Raw genomic sequence first — 19,212 nt, forward strand, 5'->3', positions numbered from 1 at the left:
ACCCGCGTCCTAGCGTGCCGGAATGACCCACCCGATCCACGACAGCCGCTATTCCTGGCTTCGCCTTCTGGTCACGCTGGCCATCGCGGCGGTGGCCAATGTGGGCATGTGGGCGGTGATCGTGGTGATGCCCGCAATCGAGACCCAGTTTGGCGCCAGCCGGGCCGAGGCCTCGATGCCCTACACGCTGACCATGATCGGATTTGCGCTTGGCAACATGTGGCTGGGTCAGGTGGTGGACCGAATGGGCGTGACCAAAGCGCTGATCGGTGCCGCAGGCCTCAGCGCGCTCAGCTATCTGCTGGCGACATGGGCGCCGACGATCACGCTGCTGTCGGCGGCGCATCTGCTGCTGGGTCTGGGCACCGCCGTCGGGTTCGGCCCGCTGATCGCCGATATTTCGCACTGGTTCCTACGCCGCCGCGGGATCGCCGTGGCGCTGGTGGCCAGCGGAAACTATCTGTCCGGCGCGATCTGGCCCACGCTCCTGTCTGGTATCCTCGCCCGCGACGGGTGGCAGCAGGTCTATCTGACACTGGCGGTCATCACCCTGATCGTGGTCATCCCGCTGTCGCTGCTGCTGCGCCGGCAGGTCCCGGCCGCGGCGCATGGCACCGCCGCAGCCGCCGCGCAGATCAACGCGCGCAGCGTCGGCCTGTCGCCGCGGACCCTGCAATATGCGCTGGGCCTCGCCGGGATCGGCTGCTGCATCGCCATGTCGATGCCGCAGGTCCATATCGTCTCCTATTGCGTGGGGCTGGGCTATGGCCCGGCAGTCGGGGCCGAGATGCTGTCGCTCATGCTGATGGGCGGCGTGGTCAGCCGGATCATTTCGGGGCTGGTGGCCGACAGGTTGGGCGGTGTTCACACGTTGCTGATCGGGTCGATCCTGCAATGCATCGCCCTGTTCCTGTTCCTGCCCTATGACGGGATGGTGTCGCTCTATGTCATCAGCCTGCTGTTCGGGCTGGCGCAGGGCGGCATCGTGCCCAGCTATGCGCTGGTCGTCCGGGAATACATGCCCCCGCAAGAAGCCGGGGCACGGGTCGGATTCGTGATGATGATGACCATCCTGGGCATGGCGCTGGGCGGATGGATGTCGGGCTGGATCTATGACGTCACCGGGCAGTACACACTGGCCTTCGTGAACGGGATCCTTTGGAATGGGCTGAACATCGCCATCATACTGACGTTGCTGCACAGGTCCCGCCCGCGCCAACAAGGGGCCATCGCATGACATGGCTGCGCCGCCGAGACCTGATGGCCGCACTTGTAGCCCTGGTGGCCGCGCCTCCGACCCTCGCCGTACCCGTTCCCCACGTGCTCGCCCGCACGAAAACCCTGATCGCCTTCACCTTCGATCTGTCGGGCACGCCCCAGACCGGAACCATGCCGATCCGATCAGCGGATGTATGGGTGGACACGCGCCGCCTGCGGAACAGCCGCGCCACGGTCGTTCTGGACGTGGCGCGGGCCCAAACCCGCCTGCCCTTCGCGCGCGAACCGATGCTGGGCCCACAGGTACTGGACGCCGCAAGGTTTCCCGCGATCGGGTTCCGCTCGACCCGCATCCACCTGGGCCGGGGCGGACGTATCTCCGACGGCGCCACTGTCACCGGAGACCTGACCCTGCGCGGCCTCACCCGCCAAATCGCCCTTCAGGCCGCGCTGTTCCGACCGCCCGGCTCGGCGCGGGACGAGCTTGACCGCCTGTACATCCACCTGACGGGGGCGCTGAACCGCCACGTATTCGGGGCTTCGGGATATGCCGATCTGGTCGGACCGACAGTCGGGTTGGATATTCGCGCGGAAATCGAACGAAAAACCTGAGGCGGGCGGAAAACGACATCGGCGCGTCGAATAGGCGCGCACATCGCGGAAAGATACGCTCAAACAGGGACACCATGCGCACGATCATTACCTTTGCCGCCCTTTTCCTGTCGGTCATTCTATTGCAGCTTTCCACCGGCGGTGTCGGCCCGTTGGATGCCATTTCCGGCCTGACGCTGGAGTTCTCAACCGAGCAGATCGGCCTGCTCGGGTCGGCGCATTTCCTTGGGTTCTTCATCGGTTGCTGGTGGGCGCCGCGCCTGATGGGCAGCGTCGGCCATTCGCGCGCCTTCGCGGCCTGCACGGCGCTGGGTGCCATGGGTCTGATAGGGCATACGCTGACCGAAGACCCCTATGCCTGGGCTGCGATGCGGGTGGCCTCGGGCCTGTGCGTGGCTGGCTGCTATACCGTTATCGAGGCGTGGCTGAACGACAAGGTGACCAATGAAACCCGCGGCCGCGCCATGGGTACCTACCGGATCGCCGACGCCAGCGCCTCTTTGGCCGCGCAGCTGATCATCGCGGTGCTGCCGCCGGCCTCTTATGTCTCCTACAACGTGCTGGCTATCCTGTGCTGCGCGGCCCTGCTGCCGCTGACCCTCTCGCGAGCCACGCAACCGGCGACGCCCAAGGCCCCGCGCCTCCGTCCCAGGCTGGCTTGGGCCTGTTCGCCGTTGGCGGTGGTGGGTGTCGTCGTGTCGGCCATCAGCGCGGCATCTTTCCGAATGGTCGGGCCGGTCTACGGCCAGGGCGTGGGGCTGGCGGTGGACCAGATCGCCTTTTTCCTGGCCTCGTTCGTTCTGGGCGGCGTGTTGGCGCAATATCCGGTCGGATGGTTGGCCGACAAATACGACCGCCGCTGGGTTCTTTTGTGGATTTCGGTATCCGCCATTCTGGCTTGTGGAGTCACCGCCGCCGCCGGTGGAAGCGGAACGATGGGCGTGATGCTGGCCGCCGGGCTGTTCGGGTTCACGACCTTTCCCGTCTTTTCGGTGTCAGCCGCCCACGCAAACGACTTCGCTACGTCCGAACAGCGGGTCGAATTGGCGGCAGCCATGATGTTCTGGTACGCGATGGGCGCAATTGCGGCCCCCTATCTGTCTTCGGCCCTGATCCGCGCATTTGGCCCACCCGCCCTGTTCGGCCTGATCGCGGCAGGGCATCTTTGCCTGATCCTGTTCGGCCTGAGCCGGATGCGAGCGCGCCCGACACCCGAGGACCGGACTCATTACGTCTATGCCCCGCGCACATCCTTCACCATCGGCAAGCTGCTCAAGAGGTCGCGCGAAGGTCGATAGCAATCTGGGGCTGGGATTTCCCGATCCGGTTTGATAGAGCGCCCGCAGACAGTTAGGCGGAAACCAAACATGGCTCGGATTCTCATTACCTCGGCAATTCCCTACATCAACGGGATCAAGCACCTTGGAAACCTGATCGGCTCGCAGCTGCCGGCGGATCTGTTTGCGCGCTACCAGCGCGGCCGCGGCAACGAGGTCATGTTCCTGTGCGCCACCGACGAACACGGCACCCCGGCCGAGTTGGCCGCCGCCAAGGCCGGCAAACCGGTGGCCGAATACTGCGCCGAGATGCACGAGGTGCAGGCCGACATCGCCAAGCGCTTTGGCCTCAGCTTCGATCACTTTGGCCGATCGTCCAGCCCGCAGAACCATAAACTGACCCAGCATTTTGCCGGCAAGCTGGCCGAGGCCGGGCTGATCCGCGAAGTGACCGAAAAACAGGTCTATTCCAACGCCGACGGCCGGTTCCTGCCCGACCGCTATATCGAGGGCACGTGCCCCAACTGCGGTTACGAAAAGGCCCGCGGCGACCAGTGCGAGAACTGCACCAAGCAGCTGGACCCGACCGATCTAATCGACCCGCGCAGCGCGATTTCCGGCTCGACCGACCTTGAGGTGCGCGAGACCAAGCACCTGTATCTGCGCCAGTCGGCAATGAAGGATCAGCTGGACGCCTGGATCGACAGCAAGGCCGACTGGCCGGTGCTGACCACCTCGATCGCCAAGAAATGGCTGCATGACGGCGACGGCCTGCAGGACCGCGGCATCACCCGCGATCTGGACTGGGGCATTCCGGTCAAGAAGGGCGACGAGGACTGGCCCGGCATGGAGGGCAAGGTCTTCTACGTCTGGTTCGACGCGCCGATTGAATACATCGCCTGCGCCAAGGAATGGGCCGATGCCCACGGTAAGCCGGATGCGGAATGGGAACGCTGGTGGCGCACTGACAAAGGCGCCGACGACGTGCGTTATGTGCAGTTCATGGGCAAGGACAACGTGCCGTTCCACACCCTGTCCTTCCCGGCCACCATCCTAGGCTCGGGCGAACCGTGGAAGTTGGTCGATCACCTGAAATCGTTTAACTATCTGAATTATGATGGCGGACAATTCTCGACCAGCCAGGGCCGCGGCGTGTTCATGGACCAGGCGCTGGACATCCTGCCGGCCGACTACTGGCGCTGGTGGCTGCTAAGCCACGCGCCCGAAAGCAGCGACAGCGAATTCACCTGGGAGAACTTCCAGCAGTCAGTGAACAAGGACCTGGCCGACGTCCTGGGTAATTTCGTCAGCCGCATCACCAAGTTCTGCCGCTCAAAATTCGGCGAAGAAGTTCCGGCCGGCGGTGCATACGGCGAACGCGAACAGGCCTTGATCGAGGAATTGACCAAGCGCATCCGCGCCTACGAAGCGCATATGGAGGCGATGGAGGTCCGCAAATCTGCGCAGGAACTGCGCGCGATTTGGGTCGCCGGCAACGAATACCTGCAGGCCGCTGCGCCTTGGTCCACCTTCAAGGAAGACCCGGAACAGGCCGCCGCGCAGGTTCGCCTTGGCCTGAACCTGATCCGTCTTTACGCGGTGCTGAGCGCCCCGTTTATTCCCGAGACCTCGGCCAAGATGCTGAGCGCGATGAACACGCTCGACACCAGTTGGCCCGACGACGTGGAGGCCGCGCTGAGCGCCCTGCCCGCCGGGCACACGTTCACGGTGCCGGACGTTCTCTTCGCCAAGATCACCGACGAACAGCGCGAAGACTGGCAAACACGTTTTGCCGGAACGCGCGCCTGACCCGCGCAGCGACGGGGTGCAACAGGGGGCCATCTGGCCCCCGTTTTTTTTCGCACGCGCCAAGCCTGCACAATCAAAGGCTTGAGAAATAATCCCTTTGCCTCCATCCTGACGATGAATTTCGTCTGGGCCCTCTGAACCGGACAGCAGATCCGGGCCCCGCGCCCGCATTGAACGAGGCAATTGTCATGAACCCTGTTTCCCCGCCGAGCCGCTCTCCTCTGCCCCGCGCCGTTGGTCGTGCGGGACGGTTGGTTGCCGCCATCATTGCGATTGGCCTGATGCAGCCGGCATCGGCGCAGGAAGACTCCAGCGCGCCGCCCCCCAAGGTCTCGATCGCGGCGGCCTATACGCAGGAAATCACCGAGGAAGCGACCTTCATCGGCCGCGCCGAGGCGATCAACAAAGTCGACATCATCGCTCGCGTCAGCGGTTTCCTGGAAAGCCGCGAGGTCGAAGACGGCGCCGAAGTCAAGGATGGCGACCTACTGTTCACCATCGAACCCGACCTCTATCAGGCCACGCTCGAGGCGCGAAAGGCTGACCTGGACCGTGCCGAGGCCAATCTGGAACTGGCCAAGGTGGATCTGGCCCGCAAGGAAGAGCTGTTCCGGCGCGAAGCCACGCCGGAATCGGAAGTGGACATTTCACGCGCCAACGAATTGGTCGCCGAGGCCGAAGTCAAAGCTGCACAGGCCGCGATCCGGCAGGCCGAACTGGACCTGAGCTATACAAAGATCCACGCACCGTTTGACGGCCGGCTAAGCCGGATCAATGTCAGCGTCGGCGATGTCGTCGGTCCGAACACCGAACCTCTGGTAAACCTGGTCAGCGAGGCTCCGATCTATGTGACTTTCTCGTTGAACGAGAAACAGTTCACCTCGGTGCTTCAAGCGGTCAACGAAACCGCATCGACCCTGGCCGAAAGCGAGAAGAGCCCGGTGGTCAAGCTGACCCTGCCAAACGGAACCGAGCTGCCCGAGACCGGCAAGATCGTGTTCGTCGACAACCGGATAGACCCTTTGACCGGCGCCATCACCTTGCGGGCCGAGTTTGAAAATACCGACCGCCTCATCGTCGACGGCGCTTTCGTCAACGTCCAGATCGAGGCGCTGGAACCCACGCTCGAGGTTCTGATTCCGCAGGCCGCCTTGCAGCGCGACCAGCGCGGCGAGTTCGTTCTGGTCGTAAACGACAAGCAGATGGTCGAACAACGGTACATCACCACGGGCGATAACGTGGGTTCTGTGGTGATCGTGAAGGAGGGCCTGCGCGAAGGCGAAAGCGTCATCGTCGAGGGGCTGCAGCGCGTGCGGCCCGGGGTGGCCGTGGACGCGGTCGTCGCTGCAGAACAGCCGGGAGAATAACCGATGTTTTCCGCCCTGTTCATCAGCCGGCCCAAGCTGGCCTTCGTCATTTCACTGGTCCTGACGATCATGGGCATGATCGGTTACATGGTTTTGCCGGTGGCGCAGTTTCCCGATATCACGCCCCCGGTGGTCAGCGTTTCGACCAATTATACGGGCGCAAATGCCGAAACCGTGGAAAACACAGTGGCCGCCCCGATCGAGGCGCAGGTCAACGGCGTGGACGACATGATCTACATGACCTCCACCTCGTCGGACAACGGATCCTATTCGCTGAACATCACCTTCGAGGTCGGCACCGACCCGGATATCGCCTCGGTCAACGTTCAGAACCGGGTGGCGCAGGCCATGTCGTCGCTGCCCGCCGAGGTTACCGCCTCCGGGGTCGTAACCCAGAAAGCGTCGACCAACATGCTGCTGCTGGTGACGCTGACCTCGCCCAGTGGCACCTATGACAGCGTGTTTCTGTCGAACTACGCGTCGATCAACCTCAAGGATGCGTTGGCGCGGGTGCAGGGCGTGGGCAAGGCCGAGGTTCTGACCAATCTGGAATACGCGATGCGGATCTGGATGGACCCTGACAAGATGGCTGCCCTGTCGATCACGCCGGGTGACGTGATTTCTGCCATTCGCGAACAGAATATCGAGGTGTCGGCTGGCTCGATCGGTGCTCCGCCCGTGCCCGAGGGCCAGACCTTTCAATACACGATCAAGACCAAAGGACGCCTGACGTCGGCCAATGAATTCGGCGATATCGTTATCCGCACCGGCGACGCCGGGTCCATCGTGCGGGTCCGTGACATCGCGCGGGTCGAACTGGGCGCCCAGTACTATGCGGCATCGGGGTATTTCCAGGCCGTGCCTGCCACCGTGATCGGCATCTATCAGGCACCCGGCGCCAACGCGCTGGCCGTCTCCGAGCGGGTCGAGGCTGAACTGGAGCGCCTGTCGCGTGCCTTCCCGACGGATGTGGAATACGCGATTCCGTTCAATACCACCGATTTCGTCGAACAATCCTTGAACGATGTGGTTTCGACCCTGATCCTGACCTTCATCCTGGTGATCTCGGTCGTTTTCGTGTTTTTGGGCAGTTGGCGGGCCACGATCATTCCGGCGGTGGCCATTCCGGTTTCGCTGATCGGAACCTTCGCGTTCCTGCTGCTGTTCGGCATGTCGCTGAACACGATCTCTCTGTTCGCGCTGGTGCTGGCCATCGGCATCGTGGTCGATGACGCCATCGTGGTGGTCGAGAACGTGGAACGCATCATCGCCGAAGAAGGCCTGCCGCCCGCCGAAGCGACGCGCAAGGCGATGGGCCAGATCACCGGCCCTGTCATCGCGACCACGCTTGTCCTGTTGGCGGTGTTCGTGCCCGTGACCTTCATGCCCGGGATCTCGGGGCGGCTGTATTCCCAGTTCGCGGTCACCATTTCCACCGCGGTCGTGATCTCGTCGATCAACGCGCTGACACTGTCTCCGGCCTTGTGCGGAATGGTCTTGCAGGCGCGGTCCGGCCCGCCCAAGGGGCTGCTGGCCGCGTTCGAGGGGTTTATCGGCTCGATGCGCGCGGGCTATGTGGCCATCGTGCGCAAGCTGCTGATCGTCCCGGCAGTGTCCTTGGCAATCGTGGCCGGGTTCGGCTTTGGCGGGGTCACGATCATGTCGAACACCTCCAGCGGCTTCCTCCCGCTCGAAGACAACGGTTACCTGTTCGTCGACATCCAACTGCCCGACGCGGCCACCCTGGAACGGACCGAGGCCGTGACCAAGCGCGTCGACGACCAGATCCGCCAGATCCCCGGCGTGGCCAATACCGTGCTGATCAACGGTTTTTCGATGCTCAACGGCACCATCACCAATGGCGCAGCGATTTTCGCGAACCTCGACAACTGGGACGACCGCCAGGATGAAGACCTGAGCGCCGACGCCATCCTGCAGAAGGTGCTGGCCATCGCCAATGGTGAATCCGCCGCCTCGATCGTGGCCTTTAACCCGCCACCGATCCAGGGTTTGGGCATGTCGGCCGGCGTGGAAATGGAGGTGCAGCAAACCGGAGGCGGCTCGCCTCAGGATCTCGCGTCGGCGGTCGGGTCCTTTGTCTATGCCGCCAACCAGAGGCCGGAAATCGGCCAAGCCTACACGACCTTCCGGGCCAACGTGCCTCAGTTGTTCGTGGATTTGGACCGCGAGAAGGCCAAGACGCTGCAGGTCTCGGTCGCCGAGATCTTCCAGACCATGCAGGCGCAGTTGGGGTCGTATTATGTCAACGACTTCAATCTGTTCGGCCGCGTCTATCGCGTGATGATCCAGGCCGAGGGGTCGTATCGCGACAATGTCGAGGACATCTCCAACCTGTATGTGCGTTCGAACGAGGGCAAGATGGTTCCGTTGGGCACGCTGATCGACGTGGAAAACGTGCTGGGGCCAGTATTGCTGAAGCGGCACAACCTGTTCCGCTCGGCCACTGTGACGGCGGTGCCGGCCGAAGGGCTGTCGACCGGTGACGCCATCGCCGTGATGACCGAGGAATCAGCCACCGCCCTGCCCCCCGGTTATGCGTTCGAATGGACCGGTACGGCCCAGCAGCAGCTGGCCTCAGGCGGGCTGGTCGTGGTGATCCTGGGGCTGGCGATCCTGTTCGGCTATCTGTTCCTGGTGGGGCAATACGAAAGCTGGACCATGCCGGTTTCGATCCTGCTGTCGGTGATCGTCGCCCTGTTCGGCGCGGTCGCGGCGGTGGCGATCGTGGGCAGCGACATCAACCTCTACACGCAGATCGGGATGATCATGCTGGTGGGGCTTGCATCGAAAAACGGCATTCTGATCGTGGAATTCGCGATGGAGCAGCGCGCCAAGGGCTTGTCTATCAAAGAGGCCGCCGCCGAGGCCGCGCATCAGCGGTTCCGGGCCGTGATGATGACGGCGCTGTCCTTCCTACTGGGCGTCGTGCCGCTGCTGGCGGCCAGCGGGGCCGGTGCGGCCAGCCAGAAGGCCATCGGCGTGGCCGTGTTCGGCGGCATGTTGGCGGCCACGCTGGTCGGCGTGATCGTGGTTCCGGTTCTCTATGCCGTCATGCAGGGGCTGCGGGAATGGATCAAGGGCAGCAAGGGTTCGGGGCCATCCGAGGAAACGGCCTGAGTTCCCGGCGGACTAGGAACAAAAACCGCCCCGCTGATGCGGGGCGATTTTTCGGCGACCACAATTTCATCAGCCCGCCAGCGCGGGTTCCGCATGACGACGCACCTGCATCCACGCGTCCAGCCGCGCGACCTGATCGGCGCTCAGTCGCAGGCCCAGCTTGTTGCGACGCCAGATCACGTCCTGCGCGGTGCGGGCGTATTCCTTGTCCATCAGCCAGACCACTTCGCGTTCGGTCAGCGTCGCCCCAAAATCTTCGCCCAGATCCGCGGCGGATATTGCATCGCCCAGGATCAGCCGGGCCTCAGTACCATAGGCGCGCACCAACCGACGCGCCCAGCCTTGGGTCAGAAAGGCGAAATCGGCCATCAATCCGTCGATCAGTCCTTGCACCCCTTCAACAGGGAAATCACCGCCCGGCAGGGCAACGCCCGCGGTCCAGGGGCCGGGCAGGTCCGGGAAATGCTCGGCAACCTTGTCCATCGCGCTTTCGGCCAGCCGGCGATAGGTGGTGATCTTTCCCCCGAAAATGTTCAGAACCGGCGCACCACCCTCGGCATCCACCTTCAGCGTATAGTCCCGCGTCGCCGCCGTGGCGCTTTGCGCACCGTCGTCATACAGGGGCCGCACACCCGAATAGGTCCAGACGATCTGCTCCCGCGTTACGGGCTGTTTGAAGTATTTTGACGCGAAGGCGCAAAGATAGTCCTGCTCGGCCTCGCTGCAGACGGGCGGTTCGGACGGATCGGGGTGGTCTTGGTCGGTGGTCCCGATCAGGGTAAAATCCTGCTCGTAGGGGATGGCGAAGATAATGCGGCCGTCCTCGCCCTGGAAGAAATAGCATTTGTCATGGTCATACAGGCGCGGCACCACGATATGGCTGCCCCGCACCAGCCGGACCCCTTCGCGCGAATTCGAGCGGATCTTGGTGCGGATGATGTCGCCCACCCAAGGCCCGCCCGCGTTGATCAGCATCCGGGCGCGCATCTCGCGGGTCTCGCCGCTGTCGCAATCCTGCACGGTGATCCGCCAGACGCCCTCGGCCCGCTCGGCCGACAAGACCTTGGTGCGCACCATGATCCGCGCCCCGCGCGCCTCGGCGTCGCGGGCATTCAGAACCACCAGACGGGAATCCTCGACCCAGCAGTCCGAGTATTCATAGGCGGTTTCGAACCGGTCCTGCAGCGGCGCCCCCTCGGGCGCGGTGCGCAGGTTCAAAGAGGTCGTGCCAGGCAGGATCTTGCGCCCGCCCAAGTGGTCATACATGAACAGACCCAGACGGATCAGCCAAGCAGGTCGGCGCCCCTTCATCCATGGCATGACGGTCCCCAAAAGGCGCGACGTCGGAGTTTCCGAGTCGAACCGCATGTCGGGGTGATAGGGCAGCACGAACCGCATCGGCCAACTGATATGCGGCATGACGCGCAGCAGGGTTTCACGCTCGATCAACGCCTCGCGCACCAGGCGGAACTCGAAATATTCCAGATATCGCAACCCCCCGTGGAACAGCTTGGTCGAGGCCGAAGACGTGGCCGAGGCCAGGTCGTTCATTTCGGCCAGCGCCACCGACAGGCCGCGGCCTGCTGCGTCGCGGGCAATACCGCATCCGTTGATGCCGCCGCCAATGATGAAAAGATCGGTGATCGGGGTGTCGTCCTGTGCCATCTGAGCGTGATTCCATATTGCCCGGGAGATGCGCGCATTAACGTCATCGTAGTTCGTTTGGTCAAGGTTTATGTTCGCTTTTCTTCCTTACACCCCCCCCGTCAAGGAACTTGGAATACAGGATTTTCCCCAGAGTTTTGACACTATCGAATGGGGCGCGCACCGATACAGGCTTGCGAAATCACACAAAAACGACCAAAAACGAACACAGCCTCGGATCGGAGCCCCCCATGTCGCTGTCCTTTCGCCAAACCGACATCCTTGAACTGGCCAAACGGAACGGGCGCGTTTCGGTTGATCACCTGGCCGAGCGCTTCGGCGTCACGGTTCAGACCATCCGCCGCGATCTGACCGAACTGGCCGAGGCCGGCAAGCTGGACCGCGTGCATGGCGGTGCGGTGCTGAGGTCGGGCGTGACCAATATCGGCTATGAGGACCGGCGCGACCTGAACGAAGAGGCCAAGGCCCGCATTGCCCGGCGCTGCGCGGCCGACATCCCCGATGGCGCCTCGGTGTTTCTAAATATCGGAACGTCGACCGAGGCCGTCGCGCGCCAGTTGCTGGGCCACAGGAACCTGATGGTGGTCACCAACAACATGAACGTCGCCAACATCCTGGTCGAGAACCCCGACTGCCAGATCGTCGTGGCCGGCGGCATTCTGCGCCGCGCCGATGGCGGTTTGATTGGGAATCTCACCGTGAACACGATCCGCCAGTTCAAGTTCGATCACGCGATCATCGGCTGTTCTGCCCTAGATACCGAAGGCGATCTGCTGGATTTTGATTTTCAAGAGGTCAGTGTCAGCCAAACGATCATCGCCCAGGCCCGGCGGGTGTGGCTGGTGGCGGATGGGTCAAAGTTCCAACGCTCGGCGCCTGCCCGCATCGCCTCGCTGGCCGAAATCGACGCCTTCTACACCGACACCACCCCCCCGGCGCCGCTGCCAGACCGCTGCAAGGAATGGCAGACCCGCCTGGTGATCTGCCGCTGACGGCCGCGCAAGGCTATTGTCGTCAAAGCTTGCCAGATCGCCGACCGCCTGCCACTATCGCGTGAACTGCATCATCGCACGGGAAGGGAGGACCGGGCCATGATCGCACTTTTGTTTGCGCTTTTGGCGGCCGTGATGGCCTTGAATTACTTTGGAAGACCCCGGATCGGCACCGCCGTGTTCTTCTTCACGCTGGCGTTGAGCGTCTATTGGCTGAAATACCACGCCACCAGCCAACTGACCATTCAGCTGTAGGAGGCGCCGATGACACCGGACCTGTCCCGTACGTTGAATGCCATCGGCATGCTGGCCGTCAGCCTGGTGCTGGTGCTGGCCTATGTCTATCAGTTGGCGCTTTACGAACTGCCCTGTCCGCTGTGCCTGCTGCAACGGGTGGGTTTCGTGGCGGTGGGCGTCGGGCTGGGGCTGAACCTGCTGTATGGGCCGCGACCGCAGCACTATGCGATAATGCTGATCGCGGCACTCTATGGCGGCAGCGTCTCGGTCCGGCAGATCCTGCTGCATATCGTGCCGGGAACCGGGCACTATGGGTCTCCGGTTCTGGGCCTGCACTACTACACCTGGGCCGCGATCTGCTTTTTCCTGATCCTGCTGGGCACTGCGATCATGCTGATGTTCGACCGGCAATATGTCGAAGACCGCCGCTCCCTGCCACGCTTTGGCGGCAACAGGCTGGCGAAGGTCGCGTTCTTTATCATGCTGGGTCTTGCGGTGCTGAACGCTGGTTCGACGCTGCTGGAATGCGGTCCGGGCATCTGCGCCGACCCGCCGACCAGCTACAAATTGATTGACGACTTGGACCCGGGAAACTGACGACGGGGCCACCGGCCCCGAAGAAGGCGCGAAGATGGGACTGCTGGGACAGCCGCTGGGCTTCTACGACTATCTGACATTCGTCGCGCTGATCCTATTGCTGGCGGCGGTGATGGCGCTGTTTCTGTTCATCATGGGCCTGCCCGGCCGGATCGCGATCAAGCGGAACCACCCCCATGCCGAAGCCGTCAATCTGATGGGATGGATGGGTTTCCTGGCCGTGATCCCCTGGGTCCATGCCTTCATCTGGGCCTACCACGACGGGATGACGGTCGACATCCGCCGCCTGCCCGAGGGCAAGCGAGACGCGATCCGCAAGGAGATCGAACGCCTTGGCGGACAGGTCAAGGACGAGTACCAAGCGCCCGTGGCGCCGAAGGAAGGCTGAAGCCAAAGGACCCAAAACACCATGTTCGTCGCCCTCGGCATCACGCTTTTCTAATTAATTTTGTCTGGTTATTTTCTTCAAGGCACAATGGCTCAAGTTCAACATCGTATGGGGAACCGTGTCGTTTTGGGTCGGCGCCCATCTGCTGCTGATCTTCCTTGTCGCGCTGCGGTTTATTCGGCCCTTCTCGATCAACAGGCACGTTGTGCGGTCCACCATCCAGATCGTCCCGAAACTGACCCAGCCGACCATCCTGACCGAAGTTCTGATCGAACCCAACACGCCCATCACCAAGGGCGATCCGCTGTACCGCTTCGATGACGCGGTATTCAAGCTGGTGGTCGAGAACGCTCAGGCCCAACTGGTGGCGGCCGAGCAGAACGCCAAGATCCTGGAACAGGACGTAATCGCCGCAACCGAGGCGGTGGAGCGTTCCAATACCCAGCTGGCCTATGCGATGACGCAGAAGGCGCGCTATCAAAACCTGGTGCCTGCCGGGGGCGCGCGTCAGGACGAACTGGACCGCTGGAACGAGCAGGTGACCGAAGATCAGGCTGCGGTCAAACAGGCCGAGACCAATCTCAGAAAGGCGCAACTTGCGCAGGAATCACAGATCGACGGAGTGAACACCGGTATCCTTCAGGCCAAGGCGCAGTTGGCCGAAGCACAGTATTTCCTGGACAATACGACGAACTACGCCCCCGAAAACGGCATGATCTTCTCGCAACAGGTCCGTCCCGGCCTTGTGGTCGGCGATATCCGCCTGGGGGCCATCGCCAGCTTCGTGACCGAGGATTCGCCCTATATACTCGCCACCTTTCGTCAGCAGAACCTGAAATTCGTCGAACCCGGTCAGCCCGTCGAAGTCGCGCTGGACCTCTATCCGGGTGAAAATCTGACCGGCAAGGTCGAGGCCATCTGGTGGGCCACCCGGCAAGGGCAATACCTGCCCTCCGGGTGTCTGCCGGGGCTCGAGCTGCCCAAAATTCCCGGGCGTGTCGCGGTGCAGATCTCGGTCGACGTCCCCGAAGGCCATACCGTTCCCGCTGGCGGGCACGCGGCCGTGGCCCTCTACACGGGGCAAAGCAAAAGTTTCGAGTTTCTTCGGCGCATCAACATTCGCCTCTATTCCTTCGCCAATTTCATCCGACCGCTGGATATCTGAGCATGACACACATGAACCCGGACCATCCGCGCAGGCCACGAAACCGCCGCCGCATGTTAGTTGGCACCGCGCTTAGCGCCGCGTTGCTGTTTGCATGCACCCCGGTCGCGCCGGATTTCGTGCGCCCCAACTCGCCGGTCGTGAAACAGTGGATGGAGGCCAACAGCCCCAGCGCCAGCCAGGCCAGCGGTCTGACATCGCGCAGCGCGCCCGTGGTCAAATGGTGGCAGAGCTTCAATGATCCGACCCTGAACAAGCTGGTGGCCGAGGCCTATGCCCAGAACCTGACCCTTCAGGTCACAGGCGCGCGCGTGCTGCAGGCCCGCGCGCAGCTGGGAATCGCCTTCGGGGAGCTCTATCCGCAGTCTCAGGCCGTGGGCGGCGCGTTGGAGCGGCGCGGGATCAGCGACAACCTCGGTCCCATTGCCGATATCAACCGGATCATTTCGCTGGATACCGAGTTCTCGACGTCGCAGGTGGGATTTGACGCCCAGTGGGAACTGGATGTCCGGGGGGGCGCAGCGGCGCGGGGTGCAGGTGGCGCGGTCGAACTTGGCGCTGCAGGTCGCCAATTATGACGACGCACTGGTGACGCTGACGGGCGATGTGACCGCGCTGTACATCAACATCCGCGCGCTGCAGGAGTCTCTGGCCGTCACGCGCGAGAACATCAAGCTGCAACAGGAAGCCAACGATCTGAACCAGTTGCGGTTCAACAATGGTGTGACGACGGAATTGGATGTGCAGGAGTCCACTGCCCTGCTGAACAACACCAAGGCGCTGGTGCCGACGCTGGAAAACGATTTGCAGCAGGCCAAGAACGCGCTGGCGGTTCTGCTGGGCACGACACCATCGCGCATGACCGGTCTGCTGGGAACGTTCGGACGAATACCGTCGGCAAGATCGAACGTGGCTGTCGGTGTTCCGGCCGAACTGCTGCGCCGCCGCCCCGACGTACGCGCCGCTGAACTGGCCGCGACCACGCAATCGGCGTAGGTGGGCATTGCTATGGCGGACCTGTATCCGCAATTCATCCTGTCGGGGTCGATCGGCCTGCGGGCATCGGGCGGGCGCGACCTGTTCAGTTCGAACAGCATCACGGGTCTGGCCAGCGCCGGCGTGGTCTGGAACGTGTTGAACTATGGGCGGATCAAGAAAACGTGCGCGCACAGGACGCCGCTTATGAGGCGCTGATCGCCAACTATCAGAACACCGTCCTGACCGCCTATTCCGAGGTCGAAAGCGCCATGGTCGCCTAGGCCGAGGCACGCAAGAAGGTGACGTATTACCAACGCAGTATCGACGCGGTGCGCAAGGCCGCCGACATCGCCGTCAGCCAATATCGTGACGGCATCGCCGATTATTCCCGCGTGCTGAACACGCAGACCGCGCTTCTGCGCTCGCAAGCCAATCTGATCGAGTCGCGCCAGCAGGTTTCGTCGAACTTGCTCGCGGTCTACAAAGGTCTGGGCGGGGGCTGGCAGATCCGTCAGAACCAGGAATTCCTGCCCGAAACCGTACTGGCCGAGATGGCCTATCGCACCGATTGGGGTGACCTGCTGCAGCAAGACCCGAAACGGGCAAGTCTGAACTAGGCGCTATTTCGTCAGGCCCGTCAGGCCGCCCGAGATCAGGATATTCACCTCGTACAGGATGCGCGGCGCGGCCAGACCGCCCGGGCTGGCCAGATAGTTGGGGCTCCATTCGGGGTCGAATTTTTGCTTGAAGGCGCGCAGCCCCTCGAAGTGGTAGAACTGCTCACCGTGCTCGTAGACGAAGCCGCCGATCCGGTTCCACAACGACGCGAGTTGCCGGTTCTCGATCCCGGAAAACGGCGCGGCCCCCAACGAGAACCAATGGAACCCTTGGCTGGCGCCCCAGTTCATCATCTCGGCGAACAGAGCGTCCATGACAAAGCTGGGGCAGTCGGGCTCGTACCGCATCAGATCCAGCGACAATTCCGACTTGTTGCCGCCCTGAAACAGGTTGGCAAAAGCCACGATCTTGCCTGTCTCGCCGTTCTTCAGAACCGCATGATCGAAATAGGACAAATACTGCTCGTCGAACCCGCCCAGGGCAAAACCCTTCTCTGCGCCCGCCTTGCCTTCCAGCCAGTGATCCGAGATCTGGCGCAGCTCCGGCAGCACTGGTGCTAGCTGTTCTTTGGGAATGATCTCGAAGACATATCCTTCACGCTCGGCCCGGTTCCGGGCCTGACGGAACCGCTTGCGGGATTTTCCGTCCAGCGTGAAGTCCTTCAGCGGAACGCGGGCGACTTCACCGATCTTGAGGATCGACAGCCCGAGGTCCAGAAACGTAGGCAGATACTTGGTGGACACGCTGTAAAATGCGCAGAGCTTGCCTTCGGCATCGGCCATTTCGCGCAACTGCCAGATCAGCTGCTGGCCGGCGGCCTCATCGCCGACAGGCTCGCCCTTGCTGATCAACGCGTTGCCGGAATCGGCATAGGCCAGAAAGGCGCTTTCATCCGGCGCGATCAGGAACTGCTTGTCGCCGGTCAGGCTGATCTGCGCCTCGGTGTCTTCGCTGGCCAGCGCCAGACGTTCGACCGCCGCAGGAATCTCGGTGCGTTGACGTGCGGGGATCGTGCGTCCGAACAACGAGTTCACGGCCACCACCCCGACGATCACCGCCACCACCATGCTCGAGCGCAGGAACCGCGAGGCATCGCCATTCCATGCAAACTCCCACCACAACGCATTTTCGTATTCGACATGGGAATAGGCGAACAACCCGATCCAGAAGATCACCGCCAGCAACGCGATCAGACTGACCAGCCATGGAATGTTCAGTCGAAAGATGGATGCGCCGCTGACCCGGTAGAAAGCCCCCCGAAACAGGGCCAACAAACCGATGGCTGCAAGCATTCCGATGGCCACGTGCGTATCCAGACCCTTGGCCAGAGACGCGAAGAAACCGCCCAGCATCAGGATCATGGCCACGATCCATGCTCGGTACAGTTTGCGGTACAGTCCCCGTGCCACAAGCAGCAGCAGAACGCCAATGGCGCTACCGGCCAGATGCGATGCCTCGACAAAGGACAGGGGTAGAAAATCGCGCAGTATCCCCAGCTTCGTCGAGCTGGCCGGCAAGCTGCCCGAAATCAGAAGCACTGCGCCGGCCATGGCGGCGATGCCCGCAGCCGCCATCGGAACGATGGGACGGATGGCGCGATAGAACCAGGTCGCCGCGCCCCCCAGCCGGCGGCGATGCGCAACGGCGGTTGCTGTGGCAATCGACAAGCTGGCAATCGCAAAGGGCAAAAAGGTGTAGATCACCCGGTACAGCAGCAAGGCGGCGATCACGTCTGACCGGCCCGAGGCCCCCAGCCCCGCGATCAACGTGGCCTCGAACACGCCAAGCCCACCGGGGGCATGGCTGAGAATCCCGACGGCGATGGCGCAGATGAAGATCGTGAAGAACAGAGGATAGCCGACCCCCAGATCATCCGGCATCAGGACGTACAGAACCATCGAGGCGCCCAGCAGGTCTCCGACCGCCGCAAGTGTCAGAAGCCCGGCCAGTCTGCCGCCCGGCAGGTTGAAGCCGAGTCCCGCGACCGACAGGCGCCGGGCGCCGCGTGACAGCCACAGGAACAGCGCGGTAAAGCCCGCCAGCAACCCCAGGCCAATCGCGGTTTCGACCGGCGCGCTGATGGGCAGCGCCTGTGCAATCCCGTCCGGGTGAAAGGTCAGCAGCCCCCCCAGGATCAGTACCAGCCCCATCCAGAACGCCACCCACGAGGTCGCGATCACCCCTGCAACCCGCCCCAGGTCGAGGCCCAGCGAAGCATAGATCCGATAGCGGATCGCCGTGCCGGTGATATAGGAAAAGCCGAGGCAGTTCGACACGGCATAGCCACAGGCCCCAGCCAGGCCGGCAACGCGCAGCGGAACCTTGCCCTTAGCAACGCTCTGAACCGCAAAGACGTCATACAGCGACAAGGACACGAAGCTGAACGCCGTCCAGAACACGGCCAGTGCAACCACCCGCCATGGCGTCTGCGCCATGTCCGCCTTGACATCCGACCAGCGGACATGTCCGGCCAGATCATGCAGAACGGTCAGCGCGATCAGGGTCACCAGTACGGGTACCGCCACCCGCACCACGGGTTTTTCCAGTATGGCGGTCACTCGTGCAACCCACGGTTCGGGATTGGGCGGCTTGCCTGTTTCGGTCGTACTCATCCTGCGCCTCCCCACCGTTCCGGTCGCCGCCCCCTCAGTGGCAGCAGCCGCCCGCGAAGCTTGGCACAGGTTTGGCCCGGCTCAAAGCGCCCGATTAATACCGCCCCTTGCGGGTGGACAGCAGAAGGTTGGTCTCGGACCGGGTGACGCCTTCGATGCGGCGGATCTGGAACAAAACCTCGTCCAGTTCGGCCAGCGTCTCGGTGCCGATCTCAGCGATCAGATCCCAGCTGCCATTGGTGGAATGCACCGCCCGCACCTGCCGCATCGCCGCGATCCGGGCCATGATCCGCTCGGTCCCGCGCCCTTCGATTTCCAGCATCATCAGCCCGCGCACCGGGCTCTGCGCCACGTCCCGACGGGTCAGTACGGTGAAACCCACGATCTCGCCCGATTGCTTGAGCCGCTGCAGCCGGCTGCGCACGGTCGTCCGGGTGACGCCCAGCAGCTCGGCCAACTCGGACAAAGACGCCCGCGCGTCTCGGTGAAGGGCGCTCAGCAGCCGACTGTCCAGATCGTCCATCTTTTCTTACCAGATT

18 protein-coding genes are annotated in these 19,212 nt (G+C 62.9%); 15 read left to right on the plus strand and 3 right to left on the minus strand.

Going from position 1 to position 19,212, the window contains the following annotated elements; all coding sequences use genetic code 11:
• Positions 1–22: 22 nt before the first annotated feature.
• From AC2FMD_RS11425 to AC2FMD_RS11450, 6 genes are all read left to right on the plus strand, one after another.
• Entirely contained in the window at positions 23–1,237 is a 1,215-nt protein-coding gene (locus AC2FMD_RS11425; RefSeq protein ID WP_496795022.1) for an MFS transporter, read from the plus strand.
• Positions 1,234–1,830: a YceI family protein gene (locus AC2FMD_RS11430; RefSeq protein WP_496743322.1), complete on the plus strand. Its 597-nt coding sequence runs from the start codon at positions 1,234–1,236 to the stop codon at positions 1,828–1,830. Before AC2FMD_RS11425 ends, AC2FMD_RS11430 begins: the two co-directional genes overlap by 4 nt.
• A 74-nt stretch (positions 1,831–1,904) precedes the next feature.
• Positions 1,905–3,128 carry an MFS transporter gene (locus tag AC2FMD_RS11435; RefSeq protein ID WP_496743324.1) on the plus strand — a complete coding sequence of 408 codons (1,224 nt, stop codon included), beginning with the start codon at positions 1,905–1,907 and terminating at the stop codon, positions 3,126–3,128.
• Between the two features lie 69 nt (positions 3,129–3,197).
• A complete protein-coding gene (gene metG / locus AC2FMD_RS11440) occupies positions 3,198–4,916 on the plus strand; it encodes a methionine--tRNA ligase (protein WP_496795023.1) in 1,719 nt (572 codons plus the stop codon).
• A gap of 188 nt (positions 4,917–5,104) precedes the next feature.
• Positions 5,105–6,283, plus strand: a complete 1,179-nt coding sequence (locus tag AC2FMD_RS11445; RefSeq protein ID WP_496741922.1) for an efflux RND transporter periplasmic adaptor subunit — start codon at positions 5,105–5,107, stop codon at positions 6,281–6,283.
• A 3-nt stretch (positions 6,284–6,286) separates the two neighbouring features.
• Complete coding sequence (locus AC2FMD_RS11450; protein ID WP_496795024.1) at positions 6,287–9,421, plus strand: efflux RND transporter permease subunit; 3,135 nt, start codon at positions 6,287–6,289, stop codon at positions 9,419–9,421.
• Between the two features lie 69 nt (positions 9,422–9,490).
• Here AC2FMD_RS11450 and glpD read toward each other — a convergent pair whose 3' ends face one another.
• Positions 9,491–11,086, minus strand: a complete 1,596-nt coding sequence (gene glpD, locus AC2FMD_RS11455) for a glycerol-3-phosphate dehydrogenase (RefSeq protein ID WP_496741918.1) — start codon at positions 11,084–11,086, stop codon at positions 9,491–9,493.
• Between the two features lie 230 nt (positions 11,087–11,316).
• Here glpD and AC2FMD_RS11460 point away from each other — a divergent pair, with 230 nt between their 5' ends.
• The 9 genes from AC2FMD_RS11460 (at position 11,317) to AC2FMD_RS11500 (ending at position 16,060) form a co-directional block, all read left to right on the plus strand.
• Positions 11,317–12,078 (plus strand): DeoR/GlpR family DNA-binding transcription regulator, encoded by a 762-nt coding sequence (locus AC2FMD_RS11460; RefSeq protein WP_496741916.1) that lies wholly within the window; start codon positions 11,317–11,319, stop codon positions 12,076–12,078.
• A 99-nt stretch (positions 12,079–12,177) separates the two neighbouring features.
• A complete protein-coding gene (locus tag AC2FMD_RS11465) occupies positions 12,178–12,333 on the plus strand; it encodes a DUF5993 family protein (protein WP_490362420.1) in 156 nt (51 codons plus the stop codon).
• 9 nt (positions 12,334–12,342) lie between these two features.
• On the plus strand, positions 12,343–12,912 hold the full coding sequence (locus AC2FMD_RS11470; RefSeq protein WP_496741914.1) for a disulfide bond formation protein B: 570 nt from the start codon (positions 12,343–12,345) through the stop codon (positions 12,910–12,912).
• 34 nt (positions 12,913–12,946) lie between these two features.
• Entirely contained in the window at positions 12,947–13,300 is a 354-nt protein-coding gene (locus tag AC2FMD_RS11475) for a DUF3302 domain-containing protein (RefSeq protein ID WP_496741912.1), read from the plus strand.
• Between the two features lie 118 nt (positions 13,301–13,418).
• Positions 13,419–14,465, plus strand: coding sequence for an HlyD family secretion protein (locus AC2FMD_RS11480; protein ID WP_496795025.1), 1,047 nt, complete (start codon positions 13,419–13,421; stop codon positions 14,463–14,465).
• A 2-nt stretch (positions 14,466–14,467) separates the two neighbouring features.
• Positions 14,468–15,043, plus strand: a complete 576-nt coding sequence (locus tag AC2FMD_RS11485) for a hypothetical protein (protein ID WP_496795026.1) — start codon at positions 14,468–14,470, stop codon at positions 15,041–15,043.
• Entirely contained in the window at positions 15,003–15,461 is a 459-nt protein-coding gene (locus AC2FMD_RS11490; protein WP_496741906.1) for a TolC family protein, read from the plus strand. Before AC2FMD_RS11485 ends, AC2FMD_RS11490 begins: the two co-directional genes overlap by 41 nt.
• A 12-nt stretch (positions 15,462–15,473) precedes the next feature.
• Positions 15,474–15,659: a hypothetical protein gene (locus AC2FMD_RS11495; protein WP_496741904.1), complete on the plus strand. Its 186-nt coding sequence runs from the start codon at positions 15,474–15,476 to the stop codon at positions 15,657–15,659.
• A gap of 83 nt (positions 15,660–15,742) precedes the next feature.
• Positions 15,743–16,060, plus strand: coding sequence for a TolC family protein (locus AC2FMD_RS11500; RefSeq protein ID WP_496741902.1), 318 nt, complete (start codon positions 15,743–15,745; stop codon positions 16,058–16,060).
• Positions 16,061–16,063: 3 nt separating this feature from the next.
• Here the strand turns inward: AC2FMD_RS11500 and mprF are convergent, their stop codons facing one another.
• Both mprF and AC2FMD_RS11510 read right to left on the minus strand, forming a co-directional pair.
• A complete protein-coding gene (gene mprF / locus AC2FMD_RS11505) occupies positions 16,064–18,673 on the minus strand; it encodes a bifunctional lysylphosphatidylglycerol flippase/synthetase MprF (RefSeq protein ID WP_496795027.1) in 2,610 nt (869 codons plus the stop codon).
• Positions 18,674–18,767: 94 nt separating this feature from the next.
• The gene (locus tag AC2FMD_RS11510; RefSeq protein ID WP_005983707.1) at positions 18,768–19,196 is read right to left on the minus strand and encodes an Lrp/AsnC family transcriptional regulator; all 429 of its coding nucleotides are present in this window, start codon (positions 19,194–19,196) and stop codon (positions 18,768–18,770) included.
• Between the last annotated feature and the right edge of the window lie 16 nt (positions 19,197–19,212).

This window comes from Ruegeria sp. BHSC276 (genome assembly GCF_059612945.1).